Here is a 17,798-nt window from a genome sequence, read left to right as displayed (position 1 = left end):
ACTTCAGGCCTTCAAGCCGGAAAGCCGGTCCACCGCCTGCAGGAGCAAGTCCACATCCTGCGGGCGGGACAGGCGGTGATCGCCATCGGGGATCAGAGTGAAGGTGACATCATCTTCCGCCAGCGCCTCCAGAAGGCGGCTCGCATGCTGCCAGGGCACGTCCGGGTCCTCGCGCCCCTGCAGGATGGTGACCGGGCAGCCTGTGGCGAGGCGCTTGTCCAGCAGCAGGTGATTGCGGCCATCCTCGATCAGTTGGCGGGTGATGGCGTAAGGCCCGTCTCCATAGGCTGAGGGGCGCTCTATCCGCCCATCGCGCATCAGCCGCTCCCGGCCCTCCTCATCCAGCCGCATCTTCCAGATGAGTTCCTCGGTGAAGTCCGTGGCCGGAGCAATGAGCACGAGGCCGCGAATGCGGCTCGGCTGCCCGGCGGTCAGTGCGGCTTTGCGATGCTCCTGTGTCAGCCGCAGCGCCAGCCAGCCGCCCATGGACGAGCCGATGAGAACCTGCGGGCCGCTGGTGCAGCGGTCAAACACGGCGAGTGCTTCTTCCAGCCAGCGCGAGATGGTGCCCTCTTCGAAAGCGCCGCCCGACAGGCCGTGGCCGGAGTAATCCATGCGCGTCACCGCCTGCCCGCGCGCCGTCGCATGGGCCGCCAGCGCCTCGGCCTTGGAGCCGTTCATGTGGGATTTGAAGCCGGAGAGCCAGAACAGGCCGGGCTGTCTGCCCGGCTCCGTCTTCACCGCGATCCGCCGTTCATCCGCGCCATGGCCGAGGGTGAGGAATTGAAGGCCGTCCTGATCCAATGTAAGGCTCCGCTGTAACAGTCCTGCTGCGGGCCGGTGTGGCACAGGCGGGCGGCAAATTGAAGGGCCCTGCCTGTGAAGAGCGACACCACCACCCGCCCGGCCGTGCTTCAGGTCGTCCCGGATCTCAACACCGGCGGGGCCGAGCGCACCACGGTGGATGTGGCTGCCGCGCTGGTGGCGAAGGGCTGGCGGGCGGTTGTCGTCAGCGAAGGCGGGCGGCTGGTGCCGGAGCTGGAGGCCCTTGGCGCCAAGCACATCATCCTGCCGGTGAAGTCCAAGAACCCGCTGACCATTCTGGCCAATGCACGGCGGCTGAAGCAGGTGGCGCAGGCGGAGAGTATTTCGCTCATCCATGCCCGCAGCCGGGCGCCGGCCTGGTCGGCGCTGATGGCGGCGCGGAGCCTCAAGCTTCCTTTCGTCACCACCTATCACGGCATCTACAAGCAGAAGGGCGCGCTGAAGTCCTGGTATAATTCCGTGATGGCGCGGGGCGACTGTGTCATCGCCAATTCCCGCTACACGGCAGATCTCATTGCCGCCCGTCATGAATTTGCGCGCGGCAAGATCACGGTCATCTACCGGGGCTCGGACATCGCCGCGCTGGCGCCCGGGGCGGTGACGCCTGAGCGGCGTGTGGCGCTGGTGGAGGCCTGGGGCGTGGACGGGTCCCGGCCCATTCTTTTGCAGCTGGCCCGGCTGACCGGCTGGAAGGGGCAGAAGGTGCTGATTGCTGCCATGGCGGAGCTGAAGGCAACGGGAGCAGCTCTGCCGCTTGCCATCATTGCCGGGGATGATCAGGGCCGCAGCGGCTATCTGGCCGAACTGAAGGCGCAGATCGCCGCAGCCGGTCTGGAAGGCGACGTGCGGCTGGTGGGGCACTGTGCCGATGTGCCCGCCGCACTTTCTCTCTCCTCACTCTCCGTGGTGGCGTCTATTGAACCCGAGGCCTTCGGCCGGGCGGCGGTGGAGGCGCAGGCGGCCCGTGTGCCGGTGATCGTGTCGGATCTGGGCGCCGTGCCGGAAACGGTGCTGGCCCCGCCGGAAGTGCCGGAAGAAGCGCGCACCGGCTGGCGCGTGCCGCCGGGGGATGCCGCCGCGCTGGCCGGTGCCATTGCCGGCGTTCTGGCGCTTGCCCCTGATGCCAGGGCGGCGCTGGTGGAGCGGGCGCAGGGGCATGTGGCGCGGCACTTCACGGTGGAAGCCATGTGCGCTTCCACGCTTGAAGCTTATGCCGGGCTGCTTGGCCGCAGGGCAGAATGATCGCCGGCTTGCAAGAAAGGTTGACTTTCTCTGCGCTTCGGCCAATGCTTTGTCCGTTCCTGCCACACTGGATGTGGCCGCGGCCCCGGCGCAAGCGCGCGGGGCTGAAGCGCATTGGAGTGGTGCTCTGTTCCTGTTCTGGAATGGTGCTCTGTGCCCTTGCGGGAACAGTCAAACGACCGTGCTGCAACGATAGAGGAGATAGCGACCATTCGCCGTCCGTTCCGCGCCCCGCCTCCCACGAAGGATGGCCCGCGCACCAATGACGAAATTCGCGTTCGCGAAGTCCAGCTGATTGATCACGAAGGCCAGAACCGCGGCATTGTCCCGACCGGTGAAGCCCTCGAAATCGCGATGGAGGCCGGTCTCGACCTGGTCGAGATTCAGCCGAATGCGCAGCCGCCCGTATGCAAGATCCTTGACTACGGCCGGTTCAAGTATCAGTCGCAGAAGAAGGCTGCTGAAACGCGCAAGAAGCAGAAGACCGTCGAGATCAAGGAGATCAAGATGCGTCCGAACATCGACACTCATGACTATGAAGTGAAGATGAAGGCGATGATGCGTTTCTTCTCTGAAGGCGACAAGGTGAAGGTCACGCTCCGGTTCCGCGGCCGTGAAATGGCTCACCAGGATCTTGGCATGAAGCTGCTGATGCAGGTGCGCGACGAGACGGCGGAAATCGCCAAGGTCGAGTCCTCGCCCCGCCTCGAAGGCCGCCAGATGGTGATGGTTCTGTCGCCGATCCAGCGCTGAGCCTTTTTCCGGCAAAAGATTCGTGCGGCGGCTGCGGAGTAATCCGTGGCCGCCTTGCTTTTTTGATGCAGGTGATCCAGTGCCCGCATGAATCCGGTTGCAAAGGCGGCAGGCTGTCCCTATAAGCCTCCGGTCCAGAGTCGTCCGGCTCTCCGTGGACCAATTGCCTGTTGCCGTTTTCTGACCTGTTTTCCTGAAACAAGTCAGACTGCGCAGGCGGGTCCCAAGAGAACCAGGGCATGCCGTGGCGGCTTCTCGATGCACCAACAAACGAGCGGGCTTTGGCCCGCGCCAATGAAAGGATGCAAAATGCCCAAGCTGAAGACCAAGTCTGGAGCCAAGAAGCGCTTCAAGCTGACCGCGACCGGTAAGGTCAAGACCGGTCAGGCTGGCAAGCGTCATGGTATGATCAAGCGCACGGCCAAGTTCGTCCGCAACGCACGTGGCACCACCACGCTGTCGCCGCAGGACGCCCGGATCGTGAAGCAGTACATGCCGAACGCCTAACGCCACCTGACAATCAAGGAGACTACCAATGGCGCGTGTCAAGCGGGGCGTAACGGCCCATGCCCGTCATAAGAAGGTTATCAAGGCAGCCAAGGGTTACTATGGCCGCCGCAAGAACACCATCCGCGTGGCCAAGCAGGCCGTCGAGAAGGCAGCACAATATGCCTATCGCGACCGCAAGGTCAGGAAGAGGAACTTCCGCTCGCTCTGGATCCAGCGCATCAACGCTGCCACCCGTGAGCTGGGCCTGACCTACGGCCGCTTCATCGACGGCCTCAACAAGGCTGGCATCGAAGTCGACCGCAAGGTTCTGTCCGATCTCGCCATCCATCAGCCGGAAGCCTTCAAGGCTCTGGTCGAGAAGGCTCAGGGCGCTCTGGCTGCCTAAGCAGTCCGGCCCTCGCGGCATGATCGCAAGGCGCTCCCGGAAACGGGGGCGTCTTTTTCTTTTGGGGCGGAGGGGGCGCATAATACCAAGGCTTTCGATGCTGACGTATCGCACCTTGAAAATGCTCAAGCCCCTCCATCGTCATACCGGACGCAGCGAAGCGGAGATCCGGTACCGGTGAGTCCCGGACCATCGGCTCTGGCGCAAGGGAGTAACATCATGCACCCCGGCTCACCGGTCCCGGCTCTCGCTCTGCTCGGCCGGGATGACGCCGGAAGGGGCGTGCTTGACGGATGGGCGCTCCATTGCCGCCGCCATCCCGTCCCATTTCACGTCCCCATTCTGTGCCAAAGCGGGGCCGGGTGCCGGGACGGGACAGGCTGGCGGACCGGAGGCATGGGCCGGACCGGCGCAGTATGTCCGGTCATGGGTGCCTGGACGGCGAAACGGGCCGCCGGATGGGGCTGGCGGGGGCGGGAGGATTCAGACGGAATCTCAGTGCCTTGAGCGTTTCAGGTCTGCCTGCGGCCTGTGGCGTTAACCATTAAATGAAATTTCTCAATAAATTCAATGTCAAAAAGTTAACGCGCTCCGGCCTGCTGGCACATGCCTTGCGACTTTCAGGACAAGCCCCGTGAGGGCGTCCCGAAGTGAAACAGGCAGAGGCAGATCCGTTGCGTATCGATCCTATCCGAGCCCAAGAGCGTGCCGCCGCCCGCCGCAGTGCGAGGGCCAGAGCCAAGGCCGAAGCTGCCACCGCCGCGCAGGCCGAAGAGCTGCGCCGCACGCCGCCCTCCGTCCCCGTTCCCATGGTGCTGCGCACCGAGGAGCGCACCGCCAGCTTCACCATGTACCGGCCCGATGCGGCGTTTCTGGCCCAGCTCATCGCCATGCGCGATGCCGGTGCGCTGAATGATGACGCGGGCAGCGAGGCCACGGTGAGCTACCGCCGCACGGCCGCGAGCCCGCGCCGCAGACCGGCTGGCTTTGTGGTGTCGCAGAGCTTCTGAAATCTGCATCGCGGAAGTTTCGAGGTCCCCGGGTGGGGACTTCAGGAGGGGGCGGTTTCGGGGGGAGCCGCCCTCTCGCCTTTTCGGGTCAGTATCCCGCCGCGTGGCCATCCTTGCGCGGGTCGGAACCGCCGATGAACAGGCCGCGCTTGCGGTCGATGCGGATGGCCTGCGAGCCGCCAATCGGTGCCGGTGCCTGCTTCACGATATGGCCCTTGGCGCGCAGCACGTCGAGGCTTGCTGCCGGAATGCCGCTCTCCGCCTGCAGGAAGCTGAAGCCGTCATCCATGAAGATGCGTGGGAAGTCGATCGCCTGCTGCACGTCCATGCCATAGTCGATCATGTTGGTCAGCACATGGGTGTGGCCGCAGGCCTGATACTGGCCGCCCATGACGCCGAAGGACATCCAGGGCGCACCATCCTTCAGCACGAAGGCGGGAATGATGGTGTGCATGGGCCGCTTGCCGCCCTCGATGGTGTTGGGATGGCCCGGCGCCACCTTGAAGCTGGCGCCCCGGTTGTGCAGCAGCACGCCGGAGTTGGGCGCCAGAATGCCCGATCCGAAGCTGTGGAAGATGGAATTGATGAAGGACACCGTCAGCCCGCTGCTGTCGGCGACGGTCAGATAGACGGTATCCGTCTGCGGCGGGGCGCTGGGCAGGGGCAGGTCCTGCGTGCGGGCCGAAGGGTTCAGCAGCGGCGACAGCCTTTCGATCATGTCATCGGCGAAGAGGGACATGTGGCAGGCATCCATATGTCCCGGATCGGCGACGAACCGGTCGCGCATGGCATAGGCGATGCGGGCCGCCTCCATTTCCAGATGCAGCCGCTCGCCGCCCAGCGGATCGAGGCTGGAAAGGTCGTGGCGTTCCAGCAGGCCCAGCATGATCAGCGCAACAATGCCCTGGCCGTTGGGCGGCAGCTCGGCCACGGTATAGCCGCGGTAGTCGCGGGTGACGGGGGCAACGGCGGTGGTGTGGCAGGCGGCCAGATCCTCCAGCGTCATATAGCTGCCGCGTGCCTTCAGCGTGGCAACGATATCCTCGGCCACTGCGCCGGTGTAGAAGGCATCCGCGCCCCCGCTGGCGATGGCGGCCAGCGTATCGGCCAGAGCCGGGAACCGCATGATGTCACCCGCTTCCGGCGCTTTGCCGCCGGGCAGATAGGTCTTGGCGGCCGCTTCATCGGCCGAGAGCTTGGCAATGGAGGCCGGCCAGTCGAGCGCGACGCGCGGCGCCACGGCAAAGCCGTCGCGGGCATAGGCAATGGCGCGCTTGAACAGGGTGGCGAAGGAGCGGGTGCCGTGGGCCTTCAGCAGGGTCTCCCAGGCGCGCACCGCACCGGGCACCGTCACCGCGTGGGCGCTCTCGAGGGGAATGCTTGTCAGCCCGGCATCGCGCAAGGCTGCGGAGGAAACGCCCCTGGGCGCTGCGCCTGAGCCGTTGAAGCCGGCCATGCGGCCATCGGCTTCGGTGACGATGGCAAAGCAATCGCCGCCGATGCCGGTCATATGCGGCTCGACCACGCATTGCACGGCGACGGCGGCAATGGCTGCGTCCACCGCGTTGCCACCATCCTGCAGCACCTCGATGGCGGCAGCTGTTGCCAGCGGGTGGGAAGTGGCGGCAAGGCCGTTGGTGGCATAGACCGGCGAGCGGCCGGGCATTTCAAAGTTTCGCGCCAAGATCGTGTTCTCCCTCGCCCATTGTTTCCCTCCCGGCGCAGATCTTTACCCGCTGCTGCCGCTGTGTCCCGTCCGTAAGATCTGGTAGCCAGATGGAAGGGCAGGGCGATGATGCCCTGCATTGACCAAGTCTAGAGGAGAAGCCGGGCCATGAGCAAACTGACACTTTCGTCCGCACAGACAATCATCTCTGCCGCTCTGGCAAAAGCGGAGAGCCTGAAGCTGAAGCCGCTGACCGTGGCGGTGATCGATGCCGGCGGGCATCTGGTCGCGATGGTCCGGCAGGACAATTCCTCGATCCTGCGGCCGCAGATTGCCTTCGGCAAGGCTTATGGTGCTGTCGGTGTCGGGGCGGGCTCGCGCTGGCTCAACACGGCCGCTGCCGAGCGTCCGCATTTCGTCCAGGCGCTCAACGGCATTTCGGGCGGTGCCATCGTGCCGGTGCCCGGCGGCGTGCTGATCCGCGATGGGGCAGGGGAGATCCTCGGCGCCGTGGGCATCTCCGGCGACACTTCGGACAATGACGAAGCCTGCGCCGTTGCCGGCATCGAAGCCGCCGGTTTCAAGCCGGATTGCGGCTGAGGGGCCGGCGCTTGCCATCGGACGCAAGGGGGCACCGGCATGATGGCAGTACGCCTCCGCCCCCTCCCCCTGGTGGGGAGGGGTAAGGGGTGGGAGGCTCTGAGCCTGCAAGGGATTGAAAAGCCAAAACTTTCCTGAAGAGGCATGAGGGGAGCCGCTGCCCGGGATCAATGGATGCTCCGCCAAATGGAAAGGCTTCCCCCCCACCCCTAACCCCTCCCCACCAGGGGGAGGGGGGCTGAAACGCTGTGCGGGAGTGAGCAGACTGCAGGCTTTCCCCAAGCCTTACCCTGCTTCAAGCACGATGTTTGCATGCAGTAGCTCAAAGGGGAGAGGGGCGGAGAGATGGTGCCAGGGTGACTGGCCCGCATGCTGCTTGCTGCCTCAGTCCTTGCTGCCGCTGATGGCGTCGAGCTTTTTCTGCATGGCGGCCAGCTGCTTCTTCATGTCGTCCAGATCCGATCCGGCGGAGGCAGCCGGTTTTTCCGGTGCGGCGGCGGGCGCTGCGGCCGTGCCGGGGGCGGCGGCGCCGGGCAGCGAGAAGGGCATGAACATCTTCATCGCCCGCTCGAACATCTCGGTGTTCCGCTTCACCTGCTCTTCCATCATCTCGAAGGCGCTGGCGCCGAAGGCTTCGCTCATCTGGGCGCGCAGCTTGTCCTGCTCCTTGGTCAGGGAGGAGATCGAGAACTCGAGATAGCTCGGCACCAGGCCCTGCATGCTGTCGCCGTAGAAGCGGATCAGCTGGCGCAGGAAGGTGATCGGCAGCAGATTCTGCCCGCCCTTGCCTTCCTGCTCGAAAATGATCTGGGTGAGGACGGAGCGGGTAATGTCTTCGCCGGTCTTGGCGTCAAAAACCACAAAATCCTCTTCGCCCTTCACCATCACTGCCAGATCCTCAAGGGTCACATAGGTGCTGGTGCCTGTGTTGTAGAGGCGGCGGTTGGCGTATTTCTTGATGATCGTGGGCTCGGTCGTCTTGGCCATCTCGTCTGTCGCTCCCGGTTGCCTGTCCTGCCTGCCCGGATTTGCGGGGCCGGTGGCGGCAAGTTCCTCTTTTGCTGCAACATCTTCCCCGTGTTGCAGCGTCCTCCGCCACAAGACTATGCCAAAGCCGGGCACCCATGCCAGCCTTTTCCTGCTGCGGGGCGAAAGCTTGTGTGCGTTGCACGCTATACGGGTTGTTGCGGGCGCGAAGGGCGGTTGACTTGTCGCGTTTCACAGTCTCTAGTCTGACGGAGCGGGGAGTGTGGTCCTGTCATAAAAAACAAGCGGCGGACCCGCCATATCCCGGGAGGAATCAGTTTCAGGAGGTCTTCATGAGCGCTTCTACCGACGTCGTTATTGTCAGTGCCACGCGCACGGCCGTGGGTTCATTCAACGGGTCTTTCGCCAATACGCCCGCCCATGAGCTGGGTGCCACCGTCATCAAGGCAGCGCTGGCAAAGGCTGGCGTGGATGCCGCCGACGTCAACGAACTGATCTTCGGCCAGGTGCTCACCGCCGGTCAGGGGCAGAACCCGGCCCGTCAGGCCGCCATTGCCGCCGGCCTCTCCCAGGATTCCACCGCCTGGCTGCTCAACCAGGTCTGCGGCTCCGGCCTGCGCACGGTGGCCATTGCTGCCCAGCAGATCATGTGCGGCGACGCCAGCATCGTGATTGCAGGCGGTCAGGAAAACATGTCGCTCTCGCCGCACTGCGCTCCGATGCGCGCCGGCTACAAGATGGGCGACTACAAGATGATCGACACCATGATCAAGGACGGCCTGTGGGATGCCTTCAACGGCTACCACATGGGCCAGACGGCCGAAAACGTCGCCCAGAAGTGGCAGATCAGCCGTGACGAGCAGGACGCCTTCGCCCTTGCCTCGCAGAACAAGGCGGAAGCTGCCCAGAAGGCCGGCCGCTTCAAGGACGAGATCACGCCCGTCACCATCGCCGACCGCAAGGGCGACAAGGTGATCGAGGATGACGAATACATCCGCCATGGCGCAACGCTGGAAAGCATGTCCAAGCTGCGCCCGGCCTTCAACAAGGAAGGCTCCGTCACCGCAGGCAATGCCTCGGGCATCAATGACGGCGCTGCGGCACTTGTGGTCATGAGCGCAGCTGAAGCTGCCCGCCGCGGCCTCACCCCGCTCGCCCGCATTGCCTCCTGGGCAACGGCAGGCGTTGATCCGGCCGTCATGGGCTCCGGCCCGATCCCGGCCTCGCGCAAGGCGCTGGAGAAGGCTGGCTGGAGCGTTGCCGACCTCGATCTGGTGGAAGCCAACGAAGCCTTTGCGGCGCAGGCCTGTGCCGTCAACAAGGACATGGGCTGGAACCCGGACATCGTCAACGTCAACGGCGGTGCCATTGCCATCGGTCATCCGATCGGTGCATCGGGCGCGCGCGTTCTCGTCACGCTGCTGCACGAAATGGGCCGCCGTGACGCCAAGAAGGGCCTTGCCACGCTCTGCATCGGCGGCGGCATGGGCGTGGCGCTCTGCGTCGAGCGCTAAGCACAAGCCTTTGCCGTGAAGCGGGCCGCAAGAGCCTGCATGTCCAGTTTCTTCCCGGCGGGGTGCCTGCCGGGAAGTTCAATCGGGAACAGGGCTGAGGAAACAGGCCCGTAGTCTGGGGAGAGATGAATGAGCAAGGTTGCGTTGGTCACCGGTGGCACCCGCGGTATCGGTGAGGCAATTTCTCTGGGTTTGAAGGCGGCAGGCTACACGGTCGCCGCCACCTATGCCGGCAACACGGAAAAGGCGGAAGCCTTCAAGGCGGCCACGGGCATTCACGTCTACAAGTGGGACGTGGCCAATGAGCAGGAATGCGCCGAAGGCATTGCCAAGGTGGAAGCAGAGCTCGGCCCGGTCGAGATCCTGGTGAACAACGCCGGGATCACCCGTGACGGCATGTTCCACAAGATGACGTTCGAGCAGTGGCGCGCGGTGATGTCCACCAACCTCGACAGCATGTTCACCATGACCCGTCCGGTCATCGAGGGCATGCGCAACCGGGGCTGGGGCCGCATCATCAACATTTCCTCGATCAACGGCCAGAAGGGCCAGATGGGCCAGGCCAACTACTCCGCCGCCAAGGCCGGTGTGATCGGCTTCAGCAAGGCGCTGGCGCAGGAAAATGCCTTCAAGGGCATCACCGTCAACACGGTCTGCCCGGGCTACATCAACACCGATATGGTCGCCGCCATGCCGGAAAAGGTGCTGCAGCAGATCGTCTCGGGCATCCCGGTCGGCCGTCTCGGCCATCCGGAGGAAATCGCCCAGACGGTGGTCTATCTCGCCTCTGACGCGGCCGCCTTCATGACCGGCGCGGTGATGACCATCAACGGCGGCCAGTACATCGCCAACGGCTGATCTATTCTCCATTAATGGCAGGTGCATATAGCTATGCGCCTGCCATTTGAGGTCCAACACATATGAATATATCTAAGTCAAAAATAGACAAGGCTGGGAGGTTCCTTGGTTCGTTTTGTGGTGAATATGACGAATTTGCTCTCGAGAATGAGCTTATTTTTGATGAATACAGGAAATTACATTTAGATCCTTTGACAAATTTTACTCTTATGGTGCAGTACTGGCTTCAGGCGTCAGGTGTTCACTATTTTATTGCTCAACGGCTTAAGCGCAAGCCGCAGATAATTAGAAAGCTAAAGCGCTTCAGTGTGAGGTTGACTCAGCTTCAGGATATTGGTGGATGTAGAATTATTGTAGAACGTAACGAAGATGTTGATGTTCTGTATCAATACTTGGATAATAAGATAAAGCAATTTGGGCTTGGGAAAATTTCCAAAGTTACCGATTACAGGGAGCGTGGTCGCGATGACAGTGGCTACAGGGCTCTCCATGTTATTGTAATTGTTGATGGTCTTTTCTTGGAGTTGCAGCTTAGAAGTCGAATCCAGCATTATTGGTCAGAGAGTATTGAGCGAACATCTGTGATATACGGACATCGCCTCAAAGAGCAGGAGGGGGACTATAGGGTTATTGATTATTTTAAATGCTTTTCGGATGCATTGCATGACATTGAACTTAATAAGCGTCTTGTTTCGAGTAAGGAAATTGATCTTCAACAAAAAAGACAAGTTGCTGAGTCGGTTATCAATTCTTTTCCGGGTGGCATGATGTTGTCAGGTCATGTTAACCAAGGTGTAATTCAAGCGATGTCTCAGGTCGAGATCCAAAGACCTGGACAGTTAAATAACTGGATATTGGTATTCGACTGGACTGATGGGAATTTTGTCACTTGGGAAATGGTTGGTAGAGATGTTGGTTCTGCGATTGCAGCCTACCTGAGATACGAGGCTGAGTTTCCGGAGGCTGAGAAGAAGGAAGTCGTTATGATTGGTACTTCAGACGTCTCAACCTTGCAGTACACACACAGCCACTATTTCGGTATCGATCATCACAATGCAGCTCTCGAAGATATGGAAAAGTCTATTATTGGCCTTTCGCGGCGAGGGAAAATCGATATTGGTGCACGTAGAATTCTTCTGACTATGCGAAAGAAGGCTTTCTGGGGAAGTCGAAAGATAGCTGTTGCTACACTTCGAAATCATTTCTGTAGTGGTATTGCATCTTTTGATTCGTCTCTTGAAGAGTTGATGCGTCGTCGAATTGTGGTTGGTGATGACTCAATATCGTTAAATGTGGAAAAAAAATCTGAAATTGATAGTATCGTGTAAGATTCATATATTTTTGAAGCGAGTAAATCAGCTTGTTTCTCGGCGTGCCTCGGGTGTTTTTTGATTCTGGAGTGAGCATGGAATTTGAACGGGCCCCGAACGACCCTGCACACAAAGACATGGCTCCGCTCTTGAAGCTGGCGCTGGAACTGGGGCCGCTGGCGGTCTTCTTTCTGTTCAACACGCGCGGCGAGCAGATCGCGGCGGCTTTTCCGGCGCTCAGCGTCTTTGGCGCGCCGATCTTTCTGGCGACCGCCGCCTTCATGGTGGCCATTGCCATTTCGCTGGCCGTGTCGCTCTATCTGACGCGCCGCCTGCCCATCATGCCGCTGGTGTCGGGCATCGTGGTCTTTGTGTTCGGCGCGCTGACCCTGTGGCTGCATGATGATCTCTTCATCAAGCTGAAGCCGACGATCATCAACACGATGTTCGGCGTCATCCTGCTGGGCGGGCTTTTCTTCGGCAAGTCGCTGCTGGGCTATGTCTTCGACAGCGCCTTCCGCCTGACGGACGAGGGCTGGCGCATTCTTACCCTGCGCTGGGGCATCTTCTTTCTGGCGCTGGCGGTCCTGAATGAAGTGATCTGGCGCAATTTCTCGACGGATTTCTGGGTCAGCTTCAAGGTGTTCGGCATGATGCCGATCACGCTCATCTTCACCATGAGCCAGCTGCCGCTGATCCAGCGCCATTCCCTGCCGGACGAGAGCGGCAAGACGGACGCCTGAGGCCGGTCCGGACCGCACTGGCGGTTTATGCCAAGGCTCTGAGATGCTGACGCATCACGCCTTGAAAAGGCTCAAACGCCGCACGGGCTTAACCAATGCTCGATAAGTCAAGCTCATCGAGCGTTGGTTTTAGTCCCGCCCGTCGAGGCTGATGTCCCGGCGGGCGCCGGCGAGGCTGACGGTAAAGCCTGCAATCACGTCGATCATCGAGATCACCGTGAGGATGAAGAAGACCGAGCTGGCGGCCTGCGGCACGGTCAGGAACTCCACCAGATAGACGGCAAAGACCAACATCGACAGGATGTGGTCGGACAGGGCTGCCGTGCCGGTGCGCGTGGCCTTGAGGATTTCGGCGAACAGCACGACCAGCCCGCAGAGGATCATCAGGTCGCCCGAGACCAGCGAGAACCTTGCGCCTGATACCAGTTCCAGCGTCAGCATCGGCTGGAACCACGGGTCTCCTGCAGGGCTTCCGAAAAAGCCGAAGGCGGTCAGATTGTAGAGCGCAAGGGGGATGAGCGTCAGCGGAAGGGACAGAAACCTGGACATGCGCCTCTCCTTGGAGACTCGATTCTGCGGTGATGCTGGCTGTCTTATATCAAGTCTTTCGATGCCGGCGCATCATGGCTTGCAGCTGCAGGCCCGCCGCCATCCTGAATGGCTGTCCGGTGCACACGAAAAAGGCCGGTGTTGCCACCAGCCTTGATCTTGAGATCGCGGTCGCGACCCTTAGCCTCAGACGTCGGCCTTCGGCTGCAGGATCTGACGGCCCCGGTACATGCCGGTCTTCAGGTCAACGTGATGCGGGCGGCGCAGTTCGCCCGAATCCTTGTCCTCGACGTAGGTCGGCTGCTTCAGGGCGTCCGCGGAACGGCGAAAACCGCGCTTCATGCGCGAAGTTTTTCTCTTCGGAACGGCCATTTTTTTGTTCTCCGTGGTCCATAGTCAGCGCGGCCCGGACCGGGATTGCCCGGGGCGTGGCATCACGCAGCGTGTAAGAATGGGCGGGGTTATACAGGCAACTGAAGGCTTTTGCCAGTCCATAACAGAATTTTTCTTCACCGCCTCAGCGGCTGGCCAGAACGCAGCCGAAAATGTTGCCCGCATTCGCGATCCGGCGCTGATTCGTGCTGGCCAGGCGGGCGTGTCCGCGGCCGGGTCTGGCAGGATTGCGCAGGATCGGGTTGGGCAGGGCCGTGGCAAGGCGTGACGCCTCGGCCTGCGTCAGGTCTGCGGCTGACTTGCCGAACCAGGCCTGAGCCGCCGCTTCCGCCCCGAAGATGCCTTCGCCCCATTCGGCAACGTTGAGATAGACTTCCATGATCCGGCGCTTGGTCAGGATCTGGTCGATCATCAGTGCGGTGGGCAGTTCCAGCCCCTTGCGGATGAAGCTGCGGTCGCCCCAGAGAAACAGGTTCTTGGCCAGCTGCATGGTGATGGTGGAGGCGCCGCGCGCGTCCTCACCGGCATTCAGCTTCTGGATCTGGCCATGCAGCGCGTCCCAGTCGACGCCTCTGTGGTCACAGAAGCGCGCATCCTCGGAGGTGATCACGGCCCGCACGAGATGGGGGGAAATCTGATCGAGAGACCGCCATTGCCGGTCCACCCAGAGGCCCTGCGCATAGCGGCTGATCATCAGCGTGCTGATGGGCGGCACAACGGAATAAATGACTGTCAGCAGCGGCGGCGCCAGAACAAGCAGCAACAGCGTCCAGACGATGATCCGGGTGATCCTCAGGCTGCGTCTCGTCCGGTTGCGCGGCATTCTTGCGGCCTTGTCCCGATCACCAGCTCCGCGCGCGTCCGTTTCCCGGACATCCATGTCCGGCGCGTCCGTATCCGGCATGCCTGGATGCCGCGGTTCCGGCGGGCTGGTCATGCTGCCTGGCAAGCCATCTTCCTGGGCCAAGGGAACGCTGCTCCTCACCATTGCGGCGGGTGCATGCCGCCTCGTGCCTTCCTGCCGTTTCTACATGCGGTTGGGTCCTGCGTCAAAGCCGGGCGGAAGATGTGCAAGCCGTCTTGACGGCGGACCGGTTTCGGGTGACGAGGGCATCCGGTTGGAGCCTTGCGTGAAGGGCATATGCAATGACGTGGCTTGAGGACAGCCTGCGCCAGATGGCGCAGCAGATGGATGCGGTTCTGGGCAAGGTGCTGTCGGACGAGCCGCGGCCGGGCGAGGTTCTGCGGCCGGAGCGCCTGCTTGCGGCCATGCGCCATGGCTCGCTCAACGGCGGCAAGCGTCTGCGTCCGTTGCTGGTTGCCGAAACGGCGGCGGCCTTCGGCCGCAGGGACGAGGGCGTTCTACTGGCGGCAGCGGCGCTGGAATGCGTGCATTGCTATTCACTGGTGCATGACGATCTTCCGGCGATGGATGATGACGACCTGCGCCGGGGCCAGCCGACCGTTCACAAGGCCTTTGACGAGGCAACCGCCATTCTGGCGGGCGATGCGCTGCTGACCCTGGCTTTTGATCTGATCGCGGCTCCTGAGGTCCATGCCGATCCTTCGGTGCGGCTGCAGCTGTCGCAGGAACTGGCGCGCGCATCCGGCGTTGGCGGCATGGCGGGCGGCCAGATGCTGGATCTGGCGGCAGAGCACCGTCAGCTTTCCGAGGACGAAATCCGCACCCTGCAGGCAATGAAGACCGGCGCGCTGCTGCGCTATGCCTGCCGTGCCGGTGCCATTCTGGCCGGGGCTGCCCCTGACGATGTGGCGCGCATGACCCGGTTCGGGGAGATCATCGGCCTTGCCTTCCAGCTGGCGGATGATCTTCTGGACCTGGAGGCCTCGCCGGAAGTCATGGGCAAGGCGACGGGCAAGGATGCCGAGGCGGGCAAGGCCACCTTGGTCAGCCTCTATGGACCCGAACGCACCCGTGCCATTCTCAAAGGCCTTGTCGCTGAGGCGGAGCAGCTGGTGGCGGGCGCCGGCGAGGGCGGCAGGCGTCTGGCGGAAATCGCAGCTTTCGTCGCCTTCCGCGACCGCTGATCGTCAGGCCTGAGCCGTGCCCGGCCCCCGCAGGTTGCGGGGCTTCAGCTTGAGGCCGTTTTGGGGCAGGCTTTTGGGCCTGGCGTGGCGCTGGGGGCCGTATCCTGACCCGTGTTCATCGCCTTGGCCATGTCCCGCAGCATCACACCGGGAATTTCCGCTGCGGTGACGGGCTTGCCGAACAGGTAGCCCTGCACATTGTCGATCTCCAGATCCCGGATGACACGGGCCTGAAACACGGTCTCGATGCCTTCGATCGTCACCTGCAGCTTCAAGGCCCGGCCAAGGGCCACGATGGCCTTGAGGATCTGCTGGATGGTCTCGCCCGAATGGGAATAGGCCTCCATGAAGCTGCGGTCGATCTTGAGTTTGTCGAAGGGGAAGCGCCACAGATAGCTGAGGCTGGAATATCCGGTGCCGAAATCATCCATGACGATGCTGACACCGAGCGCTTTCAGGTCGGTCAGCTGCTGCAGGATGGCGCCGGTGTCTTGCAGCAGGATGCCTTCGGTGATTTCCAGTTCCAGCCGGCTGGCCTGAAGCCCGGAGGCCTGAAGAGCGTCAGCCACCTTCTGCGGCAGGTTGCCAGAGGCAAACTGCGTGGGAGACAGGTTCACGGCGACGGCAATGTCACCGCCCCAGCCCACCGCTGCTCCGCAGGCCTGCCGCAGGGCCCACTCGCCAAACTCCGGCAGCAGGCCCAGTTCTTCTGCAACGGGAATGAAGAGTGCAGGCGAGACAGGGGCGCCGCTCCCGTCGCTCATCCGCATCAGGGCTTCAAAGCCTGAGATCCGGTTCTGTGACAGACTGAGGATCGGCTGGAAATTGAGGCTGAGGAGATTGTTCTGGATTGCGGAGCGCAACAGCTGCTCCAGCTGGCGGCGGCTGTTCAGCTCCTCTTCCATCGTGTCGCTGAAGAAGCCCGAGCCACGGCTGCCGGTGGACTTGACGAACTGCAGCGCCATGCTTGCCTTTGTCATCAGCTCATTGGCAACAGTCGTGTCCGCCGGGGCGAGGCTGGTTCCGGCGCTGACAGAGATCTGAACTTCACGGCCCTCCAGGGCGTAAACTTCAGAAAGCTGTTCAACGAGCCGCGCGGCCATGGCCTCTGCCTGTTGCGCCGACGTGATGCCGCATTGGGCCACGATCAGTTCATCACCGCCCAGACGGGCAACGAAGTCGCCCGGCCGCACCATTTCGCTCAGGCGCAGCGCCACCAGCCGGATCAGCCCATCGGCGCCATCTTCCCCCAGTTCGTCGTTGATCCGCTTGAACCGGTCGATGTCGAGATGATGCAGCGCGATTGAACGGCCCCGGTCCAGTTCCGACAAGGCTGTTTCCAGGCGGGCCTGGAAGGCCGTGCGGTTCAACAACCCGGTCAGCCGGTCGTGGCTGGCCAGGAATTCGGCCCGTTCTTCCGAGGCATTGCGGGCGCGCACCGCAGTCATGATCCAGGAAAAGCAGATGGCAAAGGCCAGCCCCAGCAGGCATGCCAGCACGAGGCTTGCAAGGATCAGATCCTTGCGGAAGCCTGCCGCCAGTTCGGATTCGTCGATGATTGTCTCAAGCAGTGCAACCGTCCGGCCTTCCTGCTGAACGGGCAAGGTCGTTACCGCCGTGATCGATATCCGGCCTGCCAGCAAATTTCTTTCGACCGTTGTGTGAAGACGGTCCGGGGTATTGGCGGCCGTCAGCCGGGTCTCTGGCGCGGATGGGCCACGCAGAAGCTCGACCCGCCGGTCTTCGACCCGCAGGACAGGATCTCCATCCGGCGTTGCCAGAATGATACGTGTGGTCCGGCCGAGAGCCTGCATCAGCGCAAGGGCTTGAGTTTCCTGTTGTGAGGGTGCCGTGCCGCTGACAATTCCGGCAAGATCAGGCAGCTTACCGGCCAGTGCTTCTGCAAGTGCTGCGCTCTGGATCCTGGCATCCTGCCGGACCCAGTGGCTGACCGCCGTTCCCAGCACAGACATCACGATTGCGACAAAGATGAGTGCAATAAGTATAGACCCGCCAATCAGCTGAAAATCTGCAGATCTTTCCGGCTTTCTCATCATCACCCCCGCTCCACCCCGGAAGAAGCTAGACAGAAACTCCCTAATTTTCCCTATCCAGAGCGTGATGCCTAGAGTGGTAAATGCCGAGGCCTTCCTCTGCCCATGGTTGTAAAAAGTTAATGCTTTGTTAAGAATTGGATTGATACAATTCAAGATGTTTTCAGTTGCCGGGTTAGCGCAGATTTCTGCTGTTGCGCCGGAATTATGACTGGTCCTGCTTCCATCCTCCAGCCGCAGCCTTTGGATGAATGAACGCGGTTCCAAGGAGAAGACGCAATGCTTGCATCTCTCGCCGCCACTGCCAGCCCGGCGGCTGGGCTTTCTCAGCGGGCACCGTCCAGGCCTCA

General features: G+C 62.0%; 18 protein-coding genes. 11 read left to right on the top strand and 7 right to left on the bottom strand.

What is annotated here, in order from left to right; translation table 11 throughout:
- Positions 1 to 3: 3 nt before the first annotated feature.
- The gene (locus IF10I1_RS02815) at positions 4 to 804 is read right to left on the bottom strand and encodes a carboxylesterase (RefSeq protein WP_186392363.1); all 801 of its coding nucleotides are present in this window, start codon (positions 802 to 804) and stop codon (positions 4 to 6) included.
- 75 nt (positions 805 to 879) lie between these two features.
- Between IF10I1_RS02815 and IF10I1_RS02810 the strand changes: the two genes are divergently transcribed.
- The 5 genes from IF10I1_RS02810 (at position 880) to IF10I1_RS02790 (ending at position 4,725) form a co-directional block, all read left to right on the top strand.
- A complete protein-coding gene (locus tag IF10I1_RS02810) occupies positions 880 to 2,067 on the top strand; it encodes a glycosyltransferase family 4 protein (protein ID WP_186392364.1) in 1,188 nt (395 codons plus the stop codon).
- Between the two features lie 210 nt (positions 2,068 to 2,277).
- Positions 2,278 to 2,820 (top strand): translation initiation factor IF-3, encoded by a 543-nt coding sequence (gene infC / locus IF10I1_RS02805; RefSeq protein WP_026355866.1) that lies wholly within the window; start codon positions 2,278 to 2,280, stop codon positions 2,818 to 2,820.
- Positions 2,821 to 3,129: 309 nt separating this feature from the next.
- A complete protein-coding gene (rpmI, locus tag IF10I1_RS02800) occupies positions 3,130 to 3,327 on the top strand; it encodes a 50S ribosomal protein L35 (protein WP_019965302.1) in 198 nt (65 codons plus the stop codon).
- Between the two features lie 28 nt (positions 3,328 to 3,355).
- A complete protein-coding gene (rplT, locus tag IF10I1_RS02795; protein ID WP_019965303.1) occupies positions 3,356 to 3,715 on the top strand; it encodes a 50S ribosomal protein L20 in 360 nt (119 codons plus the stop codon).
- 674 nt (positions 3,716 to 4,389) lie between these two features.
- Positions 4,390 to 4,725, top strand: coding sequence for a hypothetical protein (locus IF10I1_RS02790; protein ID WP_186392365.1), 336 nt, complete (start codon positions 4,390 to 4,392; stop codon positions 4,723 to 4,725).
- Between the two features lie 88 nt (positions 4,726 to 4,813).
- Here the strand turns inward: IF10I1_RS02790 and ggt are convergent, their stop codons facing one another.
- Positions 4,814 to 6,391 carry a gamma-glutamyltransferase gene (gene ggt / locus IF10I1_RS02785; protein WP_186424357.1) on the bottom strand — a complete coding sequence of 526 codons (1,578 nt, stop codon included), beginning with the start codon at positions 6,389 to 6,391 and terminating at the stop codon, positions 4,814 to 4,816.
- Positions 6,392 to 6,559: 168 nt separating this feature from the next.
- Here ggt and IF10I1_RS02780 point away from each other — a divergent pair, with 168 nt between their 5' ends.
- A complete protein-coding gene (locus IF10I1_RS02780) occupies positions 6,560 to 6,991 on the top strand; it encodes a heme-binding protein (protein ID WP_050473862.1) in 432 nt (143 codons plus the stop codon).
- Between the two features lie 384 nt (positions 6,992 to 7,375).
- Here the strand turns inward: IF10I1_RS02780 and phaR are convergent, their stop codons facing one another.
- Positions 7,376 to 7,978 (bottom strand): polyhydroxyalkanoate synthesis repressor PhaR, encoded by a 603-nt coding sequence (gene phaR / locus IF10I1_RS02775; protein WP_186424349.1) that lies wholly within the window; start codon positions 7,976 to 7,978, stop codon positions 7,376 to 7,378.
- 332 nt (positions 7,979 to 8,310) lie between these two features.
- Here phaR and IF10I1_RS02770 point away from each other — a divergent pair, with 332 nt between their 5' ends.
- From IF10I1_RS02770 to IF10I1_RS02755, 4 genes are all read left to right on the top strand, one after another.
- Positions 8,311 to 9,492: an acetyl-CoA C-acetyltransferase gene (locus tag IF10I1_RS02770; RefSeq protein ID WP_019965308.1), complete on the top strand. Its 1,182-nt coding sequence runs from the start codon at positions 8,311 to 8,313 to the stop codon at positions 9,490 to 9,492.
- A gap of 129 nt (positions 9,493 to 9,621) precedes the next feature.
- On the top strand, positions 9,622 to 10,350 hold the full coding sequence (gene phbB, locus IF10I1_RS02765; RefSeq protein ID WP_123195356.1) for an acetoacetyl-CoA reductase: 729 nt from the start codon (positions 9,622 to 9,624) through the stop codon (positions 10,348 to 10,350).
- A gap of 62 nt (positions 10,351 to 10,412) precedes the next feature.
- Complete coding sequence (locus IF10I1_RS02760) at positions 10,413 to 11,678, top strand: RelA/SpoT domain-containing protein (protein WP_186424348.1); 1,266 nt, start codon at positions 10,413 to 10,415, stop codon at positions 11,676 to 11,678.
- Between the two features lie 77 nt (positions 11,679 to 11,755).
- A complete protein-coding gene (locus IF10I1_RS02755) occupies positions 11,756 to 12,403 on the top strand; it encodes a septation protein A (RefSeq protein WP_186424347.1) in 648 nt (215 codons plus the stop codon).
- Between the two features lie 129 nt (positions 12,404 to 12,532).
- Here IF10I1_RS02755 and IF10I1_RS02750 read toward each other — a convergent pair whose 3' ends face one another.
- The 3 genes from IF10I1_RS02750 to mtgA all read right to left on the bottom strand — a co-directional run bounded on the left by IF10I1_RS02750 (position 12,533) and on the right by mtgA (position 14,249).
- Positions 12,533 to 12,952 (bottom strand): hypothetical protein, encoded by a 420-nt coding sequence (locus IF10I1_RS02750; RefSeq protein WP_186424346.1) that lies wholly within the window; start codon positions 12,950 to 12,952, stop codon positions 12,533 to 12,535.
- Positions 12,953 to 13,138: 186 nt separating this feature from the next.
- On the bottom strand, positions 13,139 to 13,324 hold the full coding sequence (rpmF, locus tag IF10I1_RS02745; protein WP_026355869.1) for a 50S ribosomal protein L32: 186 nt from the start codon (positions 13,322 to 13,324) through the stop codon (positions 13,139 to 13,141).
- Between the two features lie 145 nt (positions 13,325 to 13,469).
- Complete coding sequence (gene mtgA / locus IF10I1_RS02740) at positions 13,470 to 14,249, bottom strand: monofunctional biosynthetic peptidoglycan transglycosylase (RefSeq protein ID WP_186424345.1); 780 nt, start codon at positions 14,247 to 14,249, stop codon at positions 13,470 to 13,472.
- 242 nt (positions 14,250 to 14,491) lie between these two features.
- Between mtgA and IF10I1_RS02735 the strand changes: the two genes are divergently transcribed.
- On the top strand, positions 14,492 to 15,394 hold the full coding sequence (locus IF10I1_RS02735) for a polyprenyl synthetase family protein (protein ID WP_186424344.1): 903 nt from the start codon (positions 14,492 to 14,494) through the stop codon (positions 15,392 to 15,394).
- A gap of 44 nt (positions 15,395 to 15,438) precedes the next feature.
- Here IF10I1_RS02735 and IF10I1_RS02730 read toward each other — a convergent pair whose 3' ends face one another.
- A complete protein-coding gene (locus IF10I1_RS02730; RefSeq protein WP_186392369.1) occupies positions 15,439 to 17,367 on the bottom strand; it encodes a bifunctional diguanylate cyclase/phosphodiesterase in 1,929 nt (642 codons plus the stop codon).
- Positions 17,368 to 17,798 lie beyond the last annotated feature (431 nt).

Source organism: Pannonibacter sp. I15F10I1 (assembly GCF_900185665.1).
GTDB classification, from domain to species: domain Bacteria; phylum Pseudomonadota; class Alphaproteobacteria; order Rhizobiales; family Stappiaceae; genus Pannonibacter; species Pannonibacter indicus.
This window is presented reverse-complemented; position numbering and strand designations above follow the sequence as displayed.